The sequence below is a fragment of the Clostridium estertheticum subsp. estertheticum genome, assembly GCF_001877035.1.
GTDB classification, from domain to species: Bacteria; Bacillota; Clostridia; order Clostridiales; family Clostridiaceae; genus Clostridium_AD; species Clostridium_AD estertheticum.
The window spans coordinates 4329566-4348948 of the sequence record NZ_CP015756.1; the positions used below are offsets into that span (position 1 = coordinate 4329566).

Below are 19383 nucleotides of genomic sequence, written 5' to 3' on the forward strand. Positions count from 1 at the left end.
AACTGCTTTCACATCGCTAAGAAATTAAAAAAAGAATTTCTAAATCTTGTTCAAACGCATTTTATGTGATATATCCTTTGGTTAGCATCCTCTAAGAAAAAAATTAAAAGTTTTTCTTAATCACTTGAAGTTCATGTAATGCTCTAGTCGCCATTACGTACCTAAGTTTATCTTCTTGTTTATATTCACTTGAAGCATTATCTGCTTTATGATCACTGACATCTTTAGGCTCATCTAAGACCATAATTACTGCATCAAATTCGAGTCCTTTAGCAAAATATGATGGTAACACTACAATTCCACTATGATATACGTCATTTTCATTATCTATAATTTTAATGCTTGCATTTCCATTAACTAGCCCAAATATATCTTCAGATTCTTTTATATCTTTACATATAATCGCAATGTTTTCATAAGTTTTATTTTTAAAATCATCAATTTTACCTAGTACAAACTTCCTAAATTCATCCCTATTTGAAATTAACATTTCTCTTACGGGTTCACCACTTCTTACTATTGGAACAATTGGGTCATCATCTAAATATTTATTAGCATACTCCATAATTTCTTTTGTAGATCTATAACTAGTATTTAGTCTAAAATCCTGAACATTACAATTTGGAAGTATATTTTTCATATCATGCATAGGTAATTCACCGTCATATGGTATTAATCTTTGATTGCTATCCCCAACTATAGTTAAAGAACTACACCCGGTTAATTCCTTTATGACTAAAAACTGAAGTTCATTATAATCCTGAGCTTCATCTATTACTACATGTTTTATTTGTTCAGATGTTTTTGTACCTTCAAGCTTAATCTTGAAATATAAGATACCACCTAAATCATTTTCAGTTAGTCTTTTATACCCATTAATCTTGTTATATAAATCAACACAGTTTCCATTATTGAGCCAAGTAAGGCTTCTTTTTAGCAGAAGTACTGCTCTTATAACTTCTCTTATATTAAGTCTTCTATTAAAATCTAAATCATTTATTTTTAATTCCTTTTCTTCCTCAGATAAAGAAACAACAGTCTTTTCATATTCCTTTTGTATAACCCTAACTTTTTCATCTCTCGCATCAGTAATTTTAGAAAATATAATTCTTCTAATCTTCTTACTTCTTCTAAATAAAGGCATGGTTTTATAATAATTATGGAACAGTTCTTTTATTTCTTCTTTAGATATTATTAACTCATCCATAAAGAATAAATCTTCAATCTTAAAATATTCAATATCCAATTTTTCTACAGCTTCATCAATAAAATTTTTATATTCTATAGAATTTTTATATGTTATGTCTTTTGCAAATTCTTTTTCTCCACTAAGCACTTTTTCCATGTATTCTTTTAGACTCATTACTTCTTTAAGTTCTAAAATATCAAAAGCAAAGTCTCTAAAGGTTGTTTGCTTAACCCCTGACTCACCAAGACTTGGGAGTACTGTTGATATATATTCTATAAATACATTATTAGGTCCTAATATTAAGACCTTATCCTCAAGTATTTTCCTATAATTATAAAGTAAATATGCAACTCTATGAAGTGCTATAGTTGTTTTTCCACTACCAGCAACACCATCAACTACAATAGTTTTTGTTCTTGGTTGTCTTATTAAATCATCCTGTTCCTTTTGAATTGTCATTATTATATCTTTGAGCTTTTCACCCGTATTCCCACTAAGCACCATTTGTAGTATTTCATCCTTTATATCTAGTGCTGAGTCAAACATGCCTTTAAGCTTTTCTTTCTTTATTATATATTGCCTTTTAGCTAAAATATTCACTGCTACTTTTTCTTTTGGTGCGTCATAAAATGCCTCTCCTAGAGAGCCAGTGTAAAATAGAGATGCAACAGGAGCTCTCCAATCTACTACTAAAGGTTCATAAGTATTGTCTGGCGTAACCCCAAATCTTCCTACATACATTTCATTTATACCATAATCTTCTTCAGAAAAATCTATTCTTCCAAAATAAGGAGAGCTTTTAAGTGCAGTTAATTCCTTAAGTCTTCTATCAATAGTTTTAAACGCCTCTTCTTTCACATATATCTCATGATCAAAATACTCTATTACCATATCTTCATCATCTCTATAGTCTTCAATTACTTTTTTTCTATATTCTAAAATATACTTTGTAATTTCCTTTCTCTTCTCAATATATTTTAGAATTTCCTCACTAATGATATCAACAACAGATTTTAATTTATCTTCTTCTATACTAAACTCTAGCTGCTTCTTTAATTCGACTTCCACCGAACTGACCTCTATATCATATTCATTATTATTCAAAACTATCACCTCATTTGTTTGTTATTTTTGATCTATTAACTCTAAAATAAATATACATATCTCTAAGAAATTTCATTCCATCCAATGATATCTGAAATACCAAGACCCGGGGAATCATTAATAGTTATAGTATTTCCTTCTACAGCTGCACCACCAACTATTGCACACTTATCAAAGTACAACATAGTGTCTAAATCCGCTTTAACCAAGTTAGACTTTGATGCTGCAAAACTAGCTGCCGCTGTTATGCCTATTCTATTTTCTAACATACATCCCATCATGCATCTTATACCCATATTTTCTGCCATGTTATATATCTTTATTGCATTATTAATGCCTCCACATTTCATAAGTTTTATACTTATCAGGTCTGCTGCTCTTTTTTCAATTATCTTAAAAGCATCTGATGGTCCAAAAACTGCTTCGTCTGCAAGAATCTTTGTTGAAACATTGTCTGTAACATATTTAAGTCCATCTATATCCCAGGCATTAACCGGCTGCTCAACAAACTCAATATCAAGCCCTAGATCTTCGAATTTTCTAATTATACTTACAGCTTCCTTAGGTCTCCAGCCTTGATTAGCATCTACCCTTATCTTTATTCCACGTCTTACCGCTTTTCTTACTGATTTAACTTTCTCTATATCAAAATCCACATGATTCCCAACTTTGACCTTTAAACAAGTATAACCATCCATTACAGCTTTTAAAGATTTCCCTACCATTTGCTCTACTGTATCATTTACTATAGTAAGATCTGTAGTTAGTGAAGTCTTATAACCACCCAAAAATTTATAAAGTGGGATTCCATATTTTTTACAAAGCAAATCATATATAGCTATATCAATAGCAGCTTTTGCGCTGTTATTACCGTGAATAGAATTATGAAGTACCTTCATAATTTCTTCAATATTTTCAATATCTAAGCCTATAATTTCAGGTTTAATATAATTTATAGCTCCAATTATTGAGTTATCTGTTTCCCCAGTTATAAGCGGTGTTGGTGCGGCGCTACCATAACCTACTTCCCCTGTATCTGTAATCATTTTTATAACTATTTCATCGGAAAATGTAAGTATTCTCTTGCCTACTTTATATCCGTGTTTCAGCGGAGTACTAATTCTACCCATCTTAATATCTTGTATTTTCATAATTATCCCTCGCTAAAGAACTATATTTTTTATAGTTTTTATGTTATTTAATTTATTTATACAATGTTATGAAAGTTATTTATAGTATAATATTCTATTATACCTCTATGTCCAGTTTAATTCTACGGCTTTACACAAATTCACAATTAATTTGTTTTATAAAATTCAACCTCATAAGAATACTAAAACCTATATCTTATTTTATAAGACATAGGTCTAAATGTTATTTATTATTTACTAAGATATATATCTTGTGAAATAATGTATATATTTATTTTGCTAGTTCATACAATGCATGGGCATATATTTTAGCATTTTTAATTAAATTATCTATTGTAATATATTCATTTTGTTTATGAATAGTATCTGGTTCTCCTGGAAACATTGGTCCAAAAGCTACAATATTAGGCATTTCTTTAGCATAAGTTCCTCCGCCTATAGATACCAGTGTAGCTTCTTCACCAGTTTGCTCAGTATAAACCTTTTGGAGTGATTTTATAATTGGGCTATCTGGTGGGAAGTATAATGGCTCTTGATGTACAAATTTTTCCACTCTTAATCCAGTCCCTTTTATTTTTTCATTAAATGGAGTCATCATATCCTCTAATTTGTTTGTTACAGGATACCTTAAATTCAATGTTACCGTAGCAGAATTCTTATCCATATTTATAACTCCAACATTAAATGATAACTTTCCCGAAATCTTATCTTCAAGGCAAACACCAAAAGACTCACCATGCGTCTGCATTCCTATATTTTTATTTAAAAACTCTACCAATTCTGTCGCATCATTTGAATCAAGATTTATGGTCCCTAGAAATTGTAATAATTGCATTATTGCATTCTTACCGAACTCTGGTGTACTTCCATGAGCTGCTTCACCTATAGATTTAATTATTATCAAATTTGTGTTAACTACTGCGGATAGTTTATACCCAGTATCTTTTATAAAAGACCTTAATAATTTAACTATAACATTAGCATTAGTAGAAATAATTCCTGCTTCACAATAATCGGGTACCATGTTAGAAACTTGACCACCTTTGATATATTTTATAATGTTTTCACCTTTATTTATGTTATTAAAATCTTTTACAATATCAAAAATAGTTATACCTTTTTCTCCATTAATTATTGGATAGTCAGCATCTGGTGTAAACCCAGCAACTGGTGGTTTTTCTTTTTCTAAGTAATGATCAAGTTCCTTGCTTCCTGTTTCTTCATTAGTGCCAAATAAAACTCTAATTCTCTTAGATACAGGAAATTTTGCATCTTTTATTGCTTTTAAACCAAACAGTGTTGCCATTATTGGTCCTTTATCATCCGTAGTTCCACGTCCATACATTTTTCCATCATGAATCTCTGCGCCATAAGGAGGGTAAATCCATCCATCACCTTCTGGAACTATATCTAAATGACCTAGTGCTAAAACATAATCGTCACCCGTTCCATACTCTGCATACCCTACATATCCATCTACATTAACTGTATGAAGCCCCAATCTCTTTGCAACGCCCAAAGCACATTCTAGTGATTTAGCTACACCTTCACCAAACGGCATCCCATGTTTAGGTTCACTTTCTACGCTTTTAATTTTTATAATTTCTTGTGTAGATTTAATAATGTCCTCTTTCATGTCATCAATTAATTTGTTTAATTCCATATTCTTTCTCCTCCCTTAATAATCTACTAAAGTAGATTATAGTCTGCTTTATTATTAATATTATTATTTTTCAAAAGATATTCATCCTTGACTTGATAAATATCTCCTAAAAAACAGTTAAGAGCCATAACGGCCCTTAACTTATGTTTTTATATTTATTATTTAATCTAATGTTTTATTCCGTAGTTAAATTATAACATTAAATAGTTTTTGTGTCTATTTTGGTAGCATACAAGTCTTTTATTCTAGCTTAAATTTTTTAGACCGTCTTTTGTATTATAAATTTGTTTTTTCTATATAGTGGCAATTAACATCGATATGGTTTAAGAACAACAATAATCTTTCATAAAGTGGGTGAGCTTTATCACCATACTTTGCTTCTAGATTTTTTCCAATATCTTTTACAGTTTTCTTGCCATCTATTTGTAAAAACACACAACTTCCATACTCATCTAAAGAAGTCTTTTTATAATCTGGAATTTTGAAATTAAGTTTTCTAAAGACCCTTTGAAGCTTATGATCTTGTTTTTCAAGTACAGTCACAATATTATCTTTGTCCAATTCATACTCTAAATCATCAAAAATTTTAAATATTATATTTAAAACATCTTCATTATTTTCTAGCATCTTTTACCTTACTTTTCATTATAGGTATTATAGTGGCTATTACTAGAACTGCTAATATTATGAATGCCATTCCATTAGAAGCAGCAAATCCACTTGGTCCATTTCCTTTTATAACTTTCAATACTTGAAGTACAATACCTATAAGTCCAATTATTGAACCACCAGCAACAAGACCAGACGATAATCCTATACCATTTTCAATTTTAACTTCTTTTTCTTCTTTAGATTTAGAAGTTTTCTCTATAAATAAACGAACTAACGCGCCTACTAATATTATAGAATTCGTAGCTATCGGCAAGTAGAATCCTATAGCAATTGTCATTACAGGAAGCTTTAATATATATAAAACAATTCCCATAACAATACCAGCAATTACCATAACCCAAGGTAATTTACCTGACATTATGCCAGCAGTTAACGTTGCCATTAAGTTAGCTTGAGGTAGTGCAAATGGAACGTTATCTCCAGTAATTGCAAGTTTACTCGAAAGTAATAATATAGTACCAATAACTACTACAACACCTACTATACCAGCTATAGCATAATATTTTTGCATTTCATTTTTGTCGCCACCTACTATGTAAGTAACTTTTTGAGATTGACAATAACCAGCCGCTACAGATATAACAGTAACTATAAATGTACCAAATAAAAGTAGTGATTTGTTGTTTGCAGGATTTTTCCATCCCATTACAACAAACAATAATGTTACAACAACAATAGAAGCTATTGTCATTCCAGATACAGGAAGATTTGAAGTTCCTATTGTACCTGTTAAACGACCAGAAACTATAGCAAATAAGAGTGATAAGAATAATGATAATGCAGAAGCAGTTATTGCCATTAATATATTACCACCAGATATCATGAATCCTCCTATGAAAGATATTACTATACCACTAAGCAATATCATGTTTCCAGCAGATGAACTACCATTACCATTTGAAGACTTAGCACTCATAGTCTCCTTAATAGAAGCTACTATTGTAGGTATAAGCTTTATAGCACCTATAAAACCACCAGAAAGCATCATACCAGCACCAATATATTTCACATAACTACCAGCTATATCTTTAACTTGCATAGCATTTATAGCAACACTAGGATCATTCCATACAGTTGCTCCATCTCTTCCAAGATTAATGAAATATCCTATTAAAGGCATAATACCGAAGTTAGATAATATAGAACCAGCAAACATAGTTAAAGAAACATCTATGCCAACTATAAATCCTATACCTAATAACAGAGGATTAACTTCCACTTCAAATTTCCACTTGTAGAAAGATTCATTTACATAACTTATAACATTGTTAGCTACATTCATAAAAGAACTAGTTACAACAGTTATAATTCCTCCTATTCCAAACCCTATTCCCATGTACTTCATTGTTTCTCCGGCTCCTTCTGAAGCAACGAGTGTTTCAGATATAGCCATTGATTCAGGGTACATTAATTTACCATGTTCTTCTACCATTAAGTAGTTGTGAACAAGAGAAGCTATTCCTATACCGAATAAAACTCCACCAACACCAACAACTAAACCTTCGAGAAAAGTAACTTTAGCACCTATTAAAAGAATTGCAGGTAAAACAAATATTATACCACTAGCGACAGATTCTCCACCACTTGACATACCTTGTAATAAATTTTTTCCAAGTATACCCTTTTTCTTAGCAAATGCAGCTATAAATGCTGAACCTATTATAGAACCTGGTATACCAGCCGCAACTGTAAGCCCTGATTTCATACCTGAATAGGCAGTTGATGCTGCGAACAAAGCAGCTAAAAAAATACCAATTATTAATACGGCAACGTTTCCACCAGATTTAGAACCAGTTGAAACATAAGGAACGTAGTCTTTACCCGCTATTCCACCGTATGCACCTTTTGACAATTTTTTATCCATAAGATGTACCTCCTTTTATATTTATTGACCATAATCATACCTAGAATTATTGATATTGCTATTATTTTTGGCATTACTTGACTAGCTGGTACAAACGGTAAATAATCTTCACGTTTGATTCCACCATAAGCTGTATGAGAAACTTTTTAGATTTCTCGATAATATGTCCCCCCTTATAATTAATAAATTTAATTAATAATTCATAATACCATATGTTATAACGTGATTCAATACCATTGTTGTGTAGTAAATTTAGTACTATATTTTGACTTTTGAAAGTACAATTATATTCTTATGCGTTTTTGTGATTTTACCATATATATATATATATATATATTATTCTTAATCCTAAAAAAATATTAATAGTTTTTTTGCAAATATACCATAAGTTTATGTTAGCCTTACAGTTGCTTTTGCAATTGTAATTTTATATAAAATTATAATTTAACAACAGTTAAATTATAGCATAAATCTATCAGTACTGAATTTTCAAAAAATTAAAATAGCAGATATATAAACTTGCATTTGCACTCCGCTATTTTATCATTTTATTATTTTAATTTTCCAAATTTGCTAAAAGGACTAATTCTAATTCTTGCCTTACCCATTATATCTTTCCCAGGTATATAAGGTTTATCCCAGTATCTTGCATCTAAAGAATTAATTCTATTGTCTCCCATAAAGAAGTAACTATCCGCAGGCACTTTATATTTACCTGTTTTACCACCTGGATATACAACATAACTTTGATCTATTTTTTTATTGTTTATGTACACAGATCCATCTTCTTTAACTTCCACCAAATCATTTGGCAATCCAATAAGTCTCTTTATTAGATCTTCGCCTAGTTCATCGGAGTGAAATACTACTATATCTCCATGATTAAGATTATTTAGGTTATGAACTCTTGTCACTAAAATCTTATCATTTAGGTTTATTGTTGGCAGCATTGACCCAGTAGGAACAGTTACATTAAAGAAAATGACCTTATTTATAATAAAAGCTATTATAACTGCTGCTAATATCGGTAATATCCAATCTTGAAATATTTTTTTTACTAAATCCATGTTTATCCCCTCTCAAATATTATACATTAATATTTTATCACACTATATATATATAGTCTCTATTAAAAGTTTATTATATGTTAACATTTGATAAACTTTGAATGATTTAATTTAGGAATATGCACAAATGAAATTGTAGAAACTCCCAACATTTTATCATGTCAGGAGCTTTTTAAATTTTATATATGTTAAGTTTATGCCCACATTATCATATACGTTTTGCAAAGTGTGCCATAATCTTCGCCCAAATACATTGTGTTTCAAGAAATTCGCCGTAATGTTTTTCTACATTTTTGTTGTATTTCTCAAGTTCTGACAATATGTTTATAAATTCAGGTTTTCCGAAAAATTCACAAATTTTAGGCAACGTAACTTCCAATTCTTCTCTCATTTCTTTAATCTTTTCCTCATAACGATCTGGATGTGTTATATATAGCAATAATGGTTTATAACGGATCCACCCTATACACGCATTGTAAAACCGTGTAGTAATCTTCTCATTATCAGCCCTAATAAACTTAAGTCTTATTGGAAGAACACCCTCTAAAAGATTATTATATGTAGAAAATCCATCATGAAATGTGTAACATGGCACGCGTAGAACTTTTCTATCACTTAGACATGTAGCTAGGAAAGTATCTTCTCCTCTAGCTCCCGGTGGATTGTAAAATGGGAAAACGCGCTCAGGTTTAGTAAGATTAATGCACAAATTAGCCCCTGATATAAATTTAGAATGATCCTTTTCCACAACCTCTACAGCATCACAGCTAGTAAGTATACTTGTATTGGCATAAGTTATTCCTCCATTTATCATAACTGCTTTTAAACTATCCCACTTAACAATATCATTACTTATTGCCTCAATAAATGATCTAAAATCTCCTTCAGTCATAATATCATTAAACTCCATATATGGTATAGGAGATATATACCCGCAGTGATGTCCATGGGTAATGTCCGCATTCTTAATATTTTTAAGATGCTCTGACAAAACAAATTGTCCTCCCCAAATTGCAGTATCACGAGTATTAGTTACTGCCATTGGATACTCATCATCATCTAGAAACACCAAATAGTCCATATTCTTTTTGATAGCATTATATAGTACAGCATTACGTTTAGCTGCATACCCCCTACCAAAGATCTTTTTAGTTTCTTCAAGAGTAAGAATATTTTCTCTAATTAAATAGTCAATTTCTTGTTGCGTTGATACACTTCCAATAAAAGTGCTACTATCAATTTTCTTAACTAAATCAGGATGTATGTTCGTGTAATCAGTTACTTTAGTTTTATTATAATGAAGATCATATGCCACAAAAACATTTAAACTTATCCTTTTGTTTTCCACCAAACCAGATTCTTCCCAATTGTTTATGTTAGTTCTAAGTACCTTTTGGAAGCTTTTTCTTCCAGTTGCAAATCCTATTCCAACTTTAACCTCATTAATCTTTTGCACTTAATCGCTCCCTTTCTATGCAAAATCTAAATATTCATATTATTCTATTATAACATATTAAATACATATATTAATTATTATGGTTATTAATAAAGCATTTCTACTAGTAAACATTTTTTTAGATAACTACCCTTAGATTAAAAAGTTCCCCCAAACTAATGTCTGAGGGAATATAAAAGGCACTTTAATTTTGCTTAAAATCTTTCACATGCCACTTGCCACGTGGGTGGCACCTATCTTTTCTCTATCCTGGCAACGCATTCTATGTGCGCTGTCTGTGGGAACATATCTACGGGCTGGATTTCTTTAGTAATATATCCAAGTTCATTTAAAATTCCTAAATCACGAGCTAATGTACCTGGATCACAAGAAACATAAACTATACATTTAGGTCCCATATGACTTATTGCTTCTAGTAGAGTTTTATCGCAACCTTTTCTTGGTGGATCAACTACAACTAAATCAGCAATTACTCCATCATTTATAAGTTTCGGAATAATTATCTCTGCTTCCCCTACTAAAAACTCTGCATTTTCTACATTGTTTACTTTAGCATTTATTTTAGCATTTTCAATAGCCTGTGGTACTATTTCAACACCATAAACTTTTTTAGCGGTCTTAGATAAAAACAATGAGATAGTACCTGTACCACAATAAGCGTCAAGTACAACTTCGCCTCCGCCTAAATTTGCATACTCTAGTACCTTATCGTAGAGCACCTCTGTTTGAACTGAATTAACTTGAAAAAATGATAGTGGAGAAACTTCAAATTTAAATTCTCCTATGTAATCAGTTATTGTATCTTTCCCCCATAACGTCAAGCAAGTTTCTCCCAGTATTACATTAGTTTTTTCACTATTAATATTTTGTATTACACTCACAATACCCTTGATCTTTTTAGTAATTATTGCTATAAATTCTTCTTTATAAGGAAGGCTTTTACCATTTGTAACTAACACAACCATAACCTGTCCTGTTTTAGATCCTTTTCTAATCATAACGTGACGTAAAATCCCCTGATGATTTTCTTCGTTATAACATTGTATATTAAACTCTTTTATCCACTTTCTTGTAAGTTTTACTACAATATCTGCTACACTGTCTTGAATATAGCAATTTTCCATGTTAATTATGTCGTGACTTCTTGCCGCATAAAACCCAATTTTTACTTCCCCATTTTTATTGCTTGCAGGTAATTGAACCTTATTTCTATAATTATAAGGAGACTCCATCCCGAGTGTTGGATGCACAATTACTTTCTCTAATTTTCCTATTCTATTTATAACTTGATTTACTCTATTAGTTTTAAAATCTAATTGGGCCGCATAATCTATATGCTGCAAGTTGCACCCTCCACAGCTTTTATATATGTCACATACTGGTTCTATTCTGCTTATTGATTTCTCAATTATCTCGAGCAACTTTCCAAAACCAAAATTTTTAGATATCTTAACAATTTTTATTAACACCTTTTCTCCTACTATTGCACCCGCAACGAAAACGGTAAATCCATCAATCTTACCTACACCTTCACCCTCATACCCCATATTATCTATAGTTATTATATAATCTTCATTTTTTTTAACAGGAATAACATAATTCTCTAGTTTTCTTTTCATGAATTCTCCTCCAACCTTCTATCTACTACTATTTTTTCCATGCTAAAGGCATCTAGATTTCTTTCTAGATGCCTTTATAACAAATGCAAAGAAAAAATGCTTATTTCACAATATTAAATTTTACTTATTCTTTAAACGTCTGACATTCTGTTTTTTCACTGCTTAAAGCCTCTCTACCATTTACCATAATATTATGAGCAACACATTCTTCATCCCTATTATGCACACAATTTATAACTTCGCATTCAATTTTTGGACTCATCTCTATTTTGTCATTATTAAATGCTTGTTTAATTTCTCCAATAACATTCATATTAAGTACGTTATTAAATGAATTTTTTAGTCCCTTTTCAGCAAATGTTTCACACTGCGTCTCCTCTTTACTATGAACATTCGACCCTAAAATGTTGATAGTACTAGCTGAGCATATCCCCGACATATTATTAACACAATTTGTGGCAGTACAACTTAGAGTCCCTCTCATATCTACCCCTCCAACTATTTAATTTTACTATTATATTTAATTATAATTCCTTGCTTTACTTTTTATTATACTACAGATAAAAAAAAAGCACCATATAGGTGCTTTAAAAGAAATCAGTTGCCATGTTGTTTGCTTGTACTTATAATTGTAACCAAGTTTTTTTTATTTATACATAATTATTTAAAATATATTATATTCTTATAAAAAAAAGGATTGCCAATTATATGACAATCCTTAATTCATCTCTTTGATCGCTTAAATATCAGCGACTTCAGAAAGTTTTTTTAGTTCTTTACATTAGCCCTACCACTATATACAAGGCCTCTAGCTGCATCCATTGTTATAAAAGAACCAGTTTTAATAATATCAACTGCTCCTTTTGCATTGTATATAATTGGAACTGCTTTTGCAGTACCTTCAACAACAACATCTGATCTTGTTGCATCTTCTTCAACAATAATTCCTGAAACTCTATCTAATAAATCAGTATATTCTTTAGTTAATGTTTTTACTACTAAAATATCACCATCACGCATAGTTTCATTTGCTTCTTTTGCATTTTGCGCAAAGCAAGCTGTACCACAAGCTGATGCACTTATATTTCCTTTACCTTGAAGTAATATATCACCAACAATATGAACCTTCATCATGTTTGTACTACCTACAAAATTGGCAGGAATTCCAGCAGCAATAACTACTAAATCTCCCTTTTGTACATATCCTGCCTTTAATGCAATAGCTACAGAATTATCTATAAGTTTATCTGTAGATTCTATTTTATCAGCACATACTGAAACAACGCCCCAATTTAATGCTAAACTTCTAGCTACTACTTCATAAGGAGTAACAGCAATAACTGAACATTCTGGTCTATAAGCTGAAACTTTTCTTGCTGTATTACCACTTTGAGTTGCAGTAATAATAGCTGAAGCGTTTAATTCCATAGCAGTAGTACAAGTAGCTAAACTAATAGCATTTGGTACATTAGGAATATGAACTGCTCCCTTATTCTTTAAATTCTCTTTGTAGTTAAGAGCATTCTCAGCAGTTTGTGCTATTTTAGCCATTATAGTAGCTGCTTCAACTGGGTATTTACCATTAGCAGTTTCACCACTTAACATTATAGCATCTGTACCATCAAATATTGCATTTGCAACATCTGAAGACTCTGCTCTAGTTGGTCTTGGGTTTCTGATCATAGAATCTAACATTTGAGTAGCTGTTATAACTGCTTTACCAGCAGCATTACATTTAGCTATCATCATTTTTTGAACTATTGGAACTTCCTCTGTTGGAATTTCAACTCCTAAATCTCCTCTGGCAACCATGACAGCATCAGATAACTTAATAATATCATCAATGTTATCAACACCTTCTTGATTCTCAACTTTAGAAATTATTTGTACTTTTTCTCCACCATTTTCATTAAGAACACGTCTTATATGAAGTACATCTGATGCTTTTCTTACAAATGATGCTGCAATAAAATCAACACCTATTTCACATCCAAATTTCAAATCATCAATATCTCTTGCTGTAAGTGCAGGAAGATTTATTGCAACTCCAGGAACATTAACACCTTTGTGATTTCCTACCATACCAGTATTTGCAACTACACAATGTACTTTTTTACCTTCAACGCTTTCTACTGTGAGTCCAACTAAACCGTCATCTATTAATATAGTATCGCCAGCAACAACATCTTTATATAATTCTTCATAAGTTACAGAGCATATAGTTTCATCTCCAATAACTTCTTCACCACAAACAACAGTGAATTTAGATCCTTCTTGTAATTCAACTTTACCAGCTGAAAAATTTCCTGTTCTTATTTCTGGTCCTTTAGTATCAAGTATTATAGCAATATGTCTATTCATTTCTTTTCTAACTAGTTTTACTCTATCAATTCTTTCTAAATGTTCTTGATGATCACCATGTGAAAAATTATGTCTTGAAGCATCCATTCCTGCATTTATTAAATCTTTTATAGTTTCCATACTTCCACTAGCTGGTCCTACTGTACAAATCATTTTAGTTTTTTTCATTAATTATTCTCCTCTTATTGTATATTATTTTATATTTAGCTTTTATATATAAGCCTTCTTATTAAATCACTTTAGTAAGAAAGAATTTTAGATATTTCATAAAGTTCTTCATTAAATTTTCTTGGTATTTCTAGCGCTTCATTGATATCTTCATCAACTATTTTGCCATTTTTCATACCAATAACTCTGCCTGATCTACCTTCTATAAGTACTTGCACTGCAGCTACTCCCATTTTAGATGCAAGCATTCTATCAAATGCACTTGGACTTCCACCTCTTTGAATATGGCCGAGTATTGTAGCTCTTGATTCAATTCCGGTTATTTCTTCAACCTGCTTTGCAAGTTCATTGGCACCGCCCACACCTTCAGCAAGGAGTATTAGATTATGCATTTTACCTCTTAGTTTGCCTTCAAATATAGTTTTGCACAAAGAATCTATTTCATACCCTTTTTCAGGTATAATTACTTCTTCAGCTCCTCCACCAATACCAGCATATAATGCTATATCTCCACAGTTTCTTCCCATTACTTCAACTACACTAATTCTCTCATGAGAACTTGAAGTATCTCTTATTTTATTTATAGCATCAAGCACTGTATTTAGTGCTGTATCAAATCCTATCGAATATTCACTATATGGAAGGTCATTATCTATAGTTCCTGGTATACCTACAGTTGCAATACCGAGGTCTGATAAAAGTTGTGCTCCTGCAAAAGAACCATCCCCACCAATTACTACTAGTCCATCAATACCAAAAACTCTTAGTACATTAACTGCCTTTTTTCTTCCAGCCTCAGTTTTAAATTCTTCACAGCGTGCAGTTCTAAGAATAGTTCCGCCTCTATGAATTATATCTGAAACCGAATGTCTATCCATATCAAATATTTCACCATTTATAAGTCCACTATACCCTCTTTGTACACCCATAACTCTTATACCTTTGAATATAGCCATCCTAACTACTGCTCTAATGGCTGCGTTCATTCCTGGTGCGTCGCCTCCACTTGTCAATACCGCTATTGTTTTCATAACTATTCCTCCTTATAACTCTCTATAGAATAAACAATTATTAATTTTTTCCCCTTTATAATTCTTTGAGGTATAAAACAATTATTAATTGTTTTCCATTTCTGTACCATCGGGATAAATCTACCCCACCGTGGTCATAATATGTCCATGTTAACAACAAAAATATAACTATTATTAAAAAATACCCTTTATACTCTAATATTATACAAAATTCTCGAAACATTCAACGGTTTATAGAAATAAATATTTATTTTTTAATAAACGACCTATTACTAGTGTAATGTAATCCTTTCAATGGTTATATTTAAGTTAAAGATATATATATTACCATTTAACAAGTTAAAATTACTACTTTAACTAAGATTGTTATTAAAGATAACAATTTTACCTTTAATAACCACCTCTACAATTATACAAAAATATTTTATTGTATTTTTATATTATCTTGGCCAAACATTTTTCTTAAAACTTCCATAACATCAATTTCTTCGCTAAGCCATAAAGCTTTATCCACAGCATACATTTTTCTCGGCTCTTTTGTACACAGATATACAGGGGTACTTCCCCTATATATAGCTAAGTTTTGCTTTATTTTCTTTAATGCATCTTTCATCATAACATCATTTTCGACTAAGATATAAATTTTTTCGCTGTTAATTTTTACAAGTGGCTTAATATCTTCGCATAATATCTTTGGTTGTTCCTCTTCGCGAATACTAACCCTGCCTTTAATTATTACTATTTCATCTTCTTCAACAAGTGACTTATATTTTTCAAATGTCTTTGGAAAAACTATTACTTCAACACTAGCATATAAATCCTCTAAATTAATAAATGCCATCATATCATTATTTTTAGTAACTTTTTTACTAACCGATGATATTATACCACCAATTATAACTTTATCACCATCTTGAAGTTTAAAACTTTCACTAAGCATTTCATTATCTTCTTCAAGACTCTCATCTAGCACAATATCAGATATTCTAGTATTGGTCTGTATATTAAGTGTCTCTTCGTATTCATCTAGAGGATGACCAGACAAATATATTCCAGTCATTTCCTTTTCCATAGCTAAAATATGTTTCTTTTTAAATTCTTTGATCTTCGGATACTCTATTTCAAAATTATTATAATCATTATCAAAATCTAAAAACAGATTTATTTGTCCTGAAATATTTCTCTTTCTATCATTGTTTACTCCATCTAATACCTTCTCGTAAACCGCTAACAGTTGCGATCTATGAATTTTAAAATCATCAAATGCTCCTGCCTTAATAAGACTTTCTACTGCTCGTTTACTTACACAAGATGTGTCTATTTTATTGCAAAAATCCATAAAACCTGAAAATTCGCCTTTCTCTTCCCGATTACGTACAATGCTCTCTATTACATTTACCCCTACATTCTTAAGTGCTGATAGGCCAAACCTTATAGTATCGCCTTTTACAGTAAACTCAGCAAAACTTTCATTTATACTAGGAGGCAACACCCCTATATCAATTTGAACTGCATACCTAGTATAAAAGGCTATTTTCTCAGCATTTCCTTTTACACTATTGAGCATTGCAGCTATAAATTCTGTAGGATAATAACACATTAAATATGCAGTCTCATAACCTACAACAGCATATGCTGCAGCATGCGATTTATTAAATGCATATGATGCAAAATCCATCATTTGATCAAATATCTTATTTGCTGCCACCTCAGTTATTCCATTTCGAAGACAACCTTGTACTTCTATGTTTCCAGTCTCGTCCACTATTCCATGAATAAAGTTATAACGTTCTTCTTCCATAACCTTGTGCTTTTTCTTAGACATAGCACGACGGACTAGATCAGATCTTCCCATTGAGTACCCAGCAAGTTTTCTAACTATTTCCATAACCTGCTCTTGATACACCATTACCCCATAAGTAACACCAAGGATTTCCTCAAGCTGCGGAGTAACATATTCCACCTTATCCATACTGTTTTTATTTCTTATATAACGTGGAATTTCAGCCATTGGGCCTGGTCTATATAAACTTATACCGGCAATAATATCCTCAAATTTATCAGGTTTTAGTTCCTTCATAAAGCTAGTCATTCCTGCAGATTCTAGTTGAAATATACCTACTGTTTTTCCTTCTCCGATCATTTTATAGACTTTATGATCTTCAATATCCAAATCATCTATATCTATAGATACATTCCTATTTTGTTTTACAAAGTCTATACAATCCCTAATAACTGTAAGTGTACGGAGTCCAAGGAAATCCATCTTCAAAAGTCCAAGTTCCTCCAAGGTTCCCATAGGAAATTGTGTTACTATCATTTCATCATTTTTCTGAAGAGGTACATAGTTTACTAATGGCTGTGATGCAATAACTACTCCCGCCGCATGGGTAGAGCTATGCCTTGGAAGTCCCTCTAATGCCTTTGCAATATCTATAAGCGCTTCAACACGTGAATCATCTTCATACAAGGAATTAAGCTCTGAATTCATTTCAAGAGCCTTATTTATAGTTATATTAAGCACAGATGGTATCATCTTAGCGATTCTATCCACCTCTGCATACGAATAATTCATAGCACGTCCAACATCTCTTATACAAGCTCTAGGGGCCATTGTTCCAAATGTTATAATTTGTGATACATTAGTAGATCCATACTTTTCAACAACATAATCAATTACATCTTGACGCCTTTCATAACAAAAATCTGAATCTATATCTGGCATAGATACTCTTTCTGGATTTAAGAAACGCTCAAAAATAAGGCTATATTTAATAGGATCAATCTTCGTTATATCTAAAGTATAAGCAACTATTGAACCTGCCGCAGACCCACGCCCGGGGCCTGTTGGAATATCGTGATCTACTGCAAATTTGATAAAATCCCATACTATAAGAAAATAATCAACATATCCCATTTGTTTTATTATATTCAGCTCATATTCAAGTCTATCCACATACATCTTAGCAATTGGACTAACCTTCGCTATTTCATTTATGTATTCTATAGAGAAGCCTCTGGTAAGTACATCACTAAATGCCTCATACCTAGGTGCCAACCCCTCATAACAATGTTCTCTTAGAAATTCATACGGATCTACCCCGCCAGGCAGCGGAAACTTTGGAAGTTTCGATACATGAAATTCATAATCAAAATTGCACATCTCTGCTATTTTGACTGTATTACTAAGTGCTTCTGGGACATATGCAAAAGTCTTTTGCATCTCCTCTGGGGACTTTAAATAAAACTGATCTGATGGATACCTCATTCTATTTTCATCATCAACAGTTTTTGCTGTCTGAATACATAAAAGAATATCATGAGCCTTTGAATCCTCTTGCATTATGTAATGAGTATCATTTGTGCAAATTAGTGGAATTCCCGTATCCTTAGATAATTTTACTAAGAGTTCATTAACTTTAAACTGGTCTTGCATACCGTGATATTGTAGCTCCAAATAATAGCCGTCCTTGAATATATCTCTATATTTCAATGCTATTTCTTTTGCTTTTTCATAATTACCTCGCAAGAGAAGGCTTTGAACCTCTCCACCAAGACAAGCACTACTAGCAATTATTCCTTCACTGTACTTTGATAGAAATTCATAATCAACCCTTGGTTTATAATAAAAACCTTTAATAGACGCTGCCGATACTATGTGCATCAAATTTTGATAACCCTTAGCATTCTTAACTAAAAGTATTAAGTGATGGGTAGCGTTGTCTCTATCAGTTTCCTTTATATTCATAGATTTAGCAGCTACATATATTTCACAACCAATAATAGGTTTAATTCCCTGTTCTTTCGCTTGTTTATAAAATTCCACGCATCCATACATTACTCCATGATCTGTTATAGCAATACTTTTCATGCCTAGCTCTTTGGTCTTAGCTATAAGCTCTTTAATCTTTCCCGAGCCATCAAGAAGGCTGTACTCTGTATGCACATGAAGATGTACAAAACTCCCTAAATCTTCCCGCTTTTTTATCTTTAGTTTCTCCGTCATTTTTTCACTTCCCCTCAAAACATAATTTAATT

The 19383-nt window shown here is 31.5% G+C and carries 12 protein-coding genes; all 12 read right to left on the reverse strand.

The window, feature by feature from the left end:
- Positions 1–103: 103 nt before the first annotated feature.
- Complete coding sequence (locus A7L45_RS20160) at positions 104–2293, reverse strand: HelD family protein (RefSeq protein WP_236900462.1); 2190 nt, start codon at positions 2291–2293, stop codon at positions 104–106.
- A gap of 62 nt (positions 2294–2355) precedes the next feature.
- The gene (locus tag A7L45_RS20165; protein ID WP_071614441.1) at positions 2356–3444 is read right to left on the reverse strand and encodes a dipeptide epimerase; all 1089 of its coding nucleotides are present in this window, start codon (positions 3442–3444) and stop codon (positions 2356–2358) included.
- A gap of 271 nt (positions 3445–3715) precedes the next feature.
- Positions 3716–5107, reverse strand: a complete 1392-nt coding sequence (gene pepV / locus A7L45_RS20170; RefSeq protein ID WP_071614442.1) for a dipeptidase PepV — start codon at positions 5105–5107, stop codon at positions 3716–3718.
- Positions 5108–5383: 276 nt separating this feature from the next.
- A complete protein-coding gene (locus A7L45_RS20175) occupies positions 5384–5734 on the reverse strand; it encodes a PqqD family peptide modification chaperone (protein ID WP_071614443.1) in 351 nt (116 codons plus the stop codon).
- Positions 5721–7643 (reverse strand): OPT family oligopeptide transporter, encoded by a 1923-nt coding sequence (locus A7L45_RS20180; protein WP_071614444.1) that lies wholly within the window; start codon positions 7641–7643, stop codon positions 5721–5723. The genes A7L45_RS20175 and A7L45_RS20180 overlap by 14 nt, the downstream gene beginning before the upstream one ends.
- Positions 7644–8194: 551 nt before the next feature.
- The gene (gene lepB, locus A7L45_RS20185) at positions 8195–8710 is read right to left on the reverse strand and encodes a signal peptidase I (protein ID WP_071614445.1); all 516 of its coding nucleotides are present in this window, start codon (positions 8708–8710) and stop codon (positions 8195–8197) included.
- A 208-nt stretch (positions 8711–8918) separates the two neighbouring features.
- The gene (locus tag A7L45_RS20190; RefSeq protein ID WP_207647749.1) at positions 8919–10166 is read right to left on the reverse strand and encodes a hypothetical protein; all 1248 of its coding nucleotides are present in this window, start codon (positions 10164–10166) and stop codon (positions 8919–8921) included.
- Between the two features lie 233 nt (positions 10167–10399).
- Positions 10400–11785, reverse strand: a complete 1386-nt coding sequence (rlmD, locus tag A7L45_RS20195) for a 23S rRNA (uracil(1939)-C(5))-methyltransferase RlmD (RefSeq protein WP_071614446.1) — start codon at positions 11783–11785, stop codon at positions 10400–10402.
- Between the two features lie 124 nt (positions 11786–11909).
- Positions 11910–12269, reverse strand: coding sequence for a DUF1540 domain-containing protein (locus A7L45_RS20200; RefSeq protein WP_071614447.1), 360 nt, complete (start codon positions 12267–12269; stop codon positions 11910–11912).
- A gap of 284 nt (positions 12270–12553) precedes the next feature.
- Positions 12554–14314 (reverse strand): pyruvate kinase, encoded by a 1761-nt coding sequence (gene pyk / locus A7L45_RS20205; RefSeq protein ID WP_071614448.1) that lies wholly within the window; start codon positions 14312–14314, stop codon positions 12554–12556.
- A gap of 71 nt (positions 14315–14385) precedes the next feature.
- Positions 14386–15345 (reverse strand): 6-phosphofructokinase, encoded by a 960-nt coding sequence (gene pfkA, locus A7L45_RS20210; protein ID WP_071614449.1) that lies wholly within the window; start codon positions 15343–15345, stop codon positions 14386–14388.
- 424 nt (positions 15346–15769) lie between these two features.
- Positions 15770–19351: a DNA polymerase III subunit alpha gene (locus tag A7L45_RS20215; RefSeq protein WP_071614450.1), complete on the reverse strand. Its 3582-nt coding sequence runs from the start codon at positions 19349–19351 to the stop codon at positions 15770–15772.
- Positions 19352–19383 lie beyond the last annotated feature (32 nt).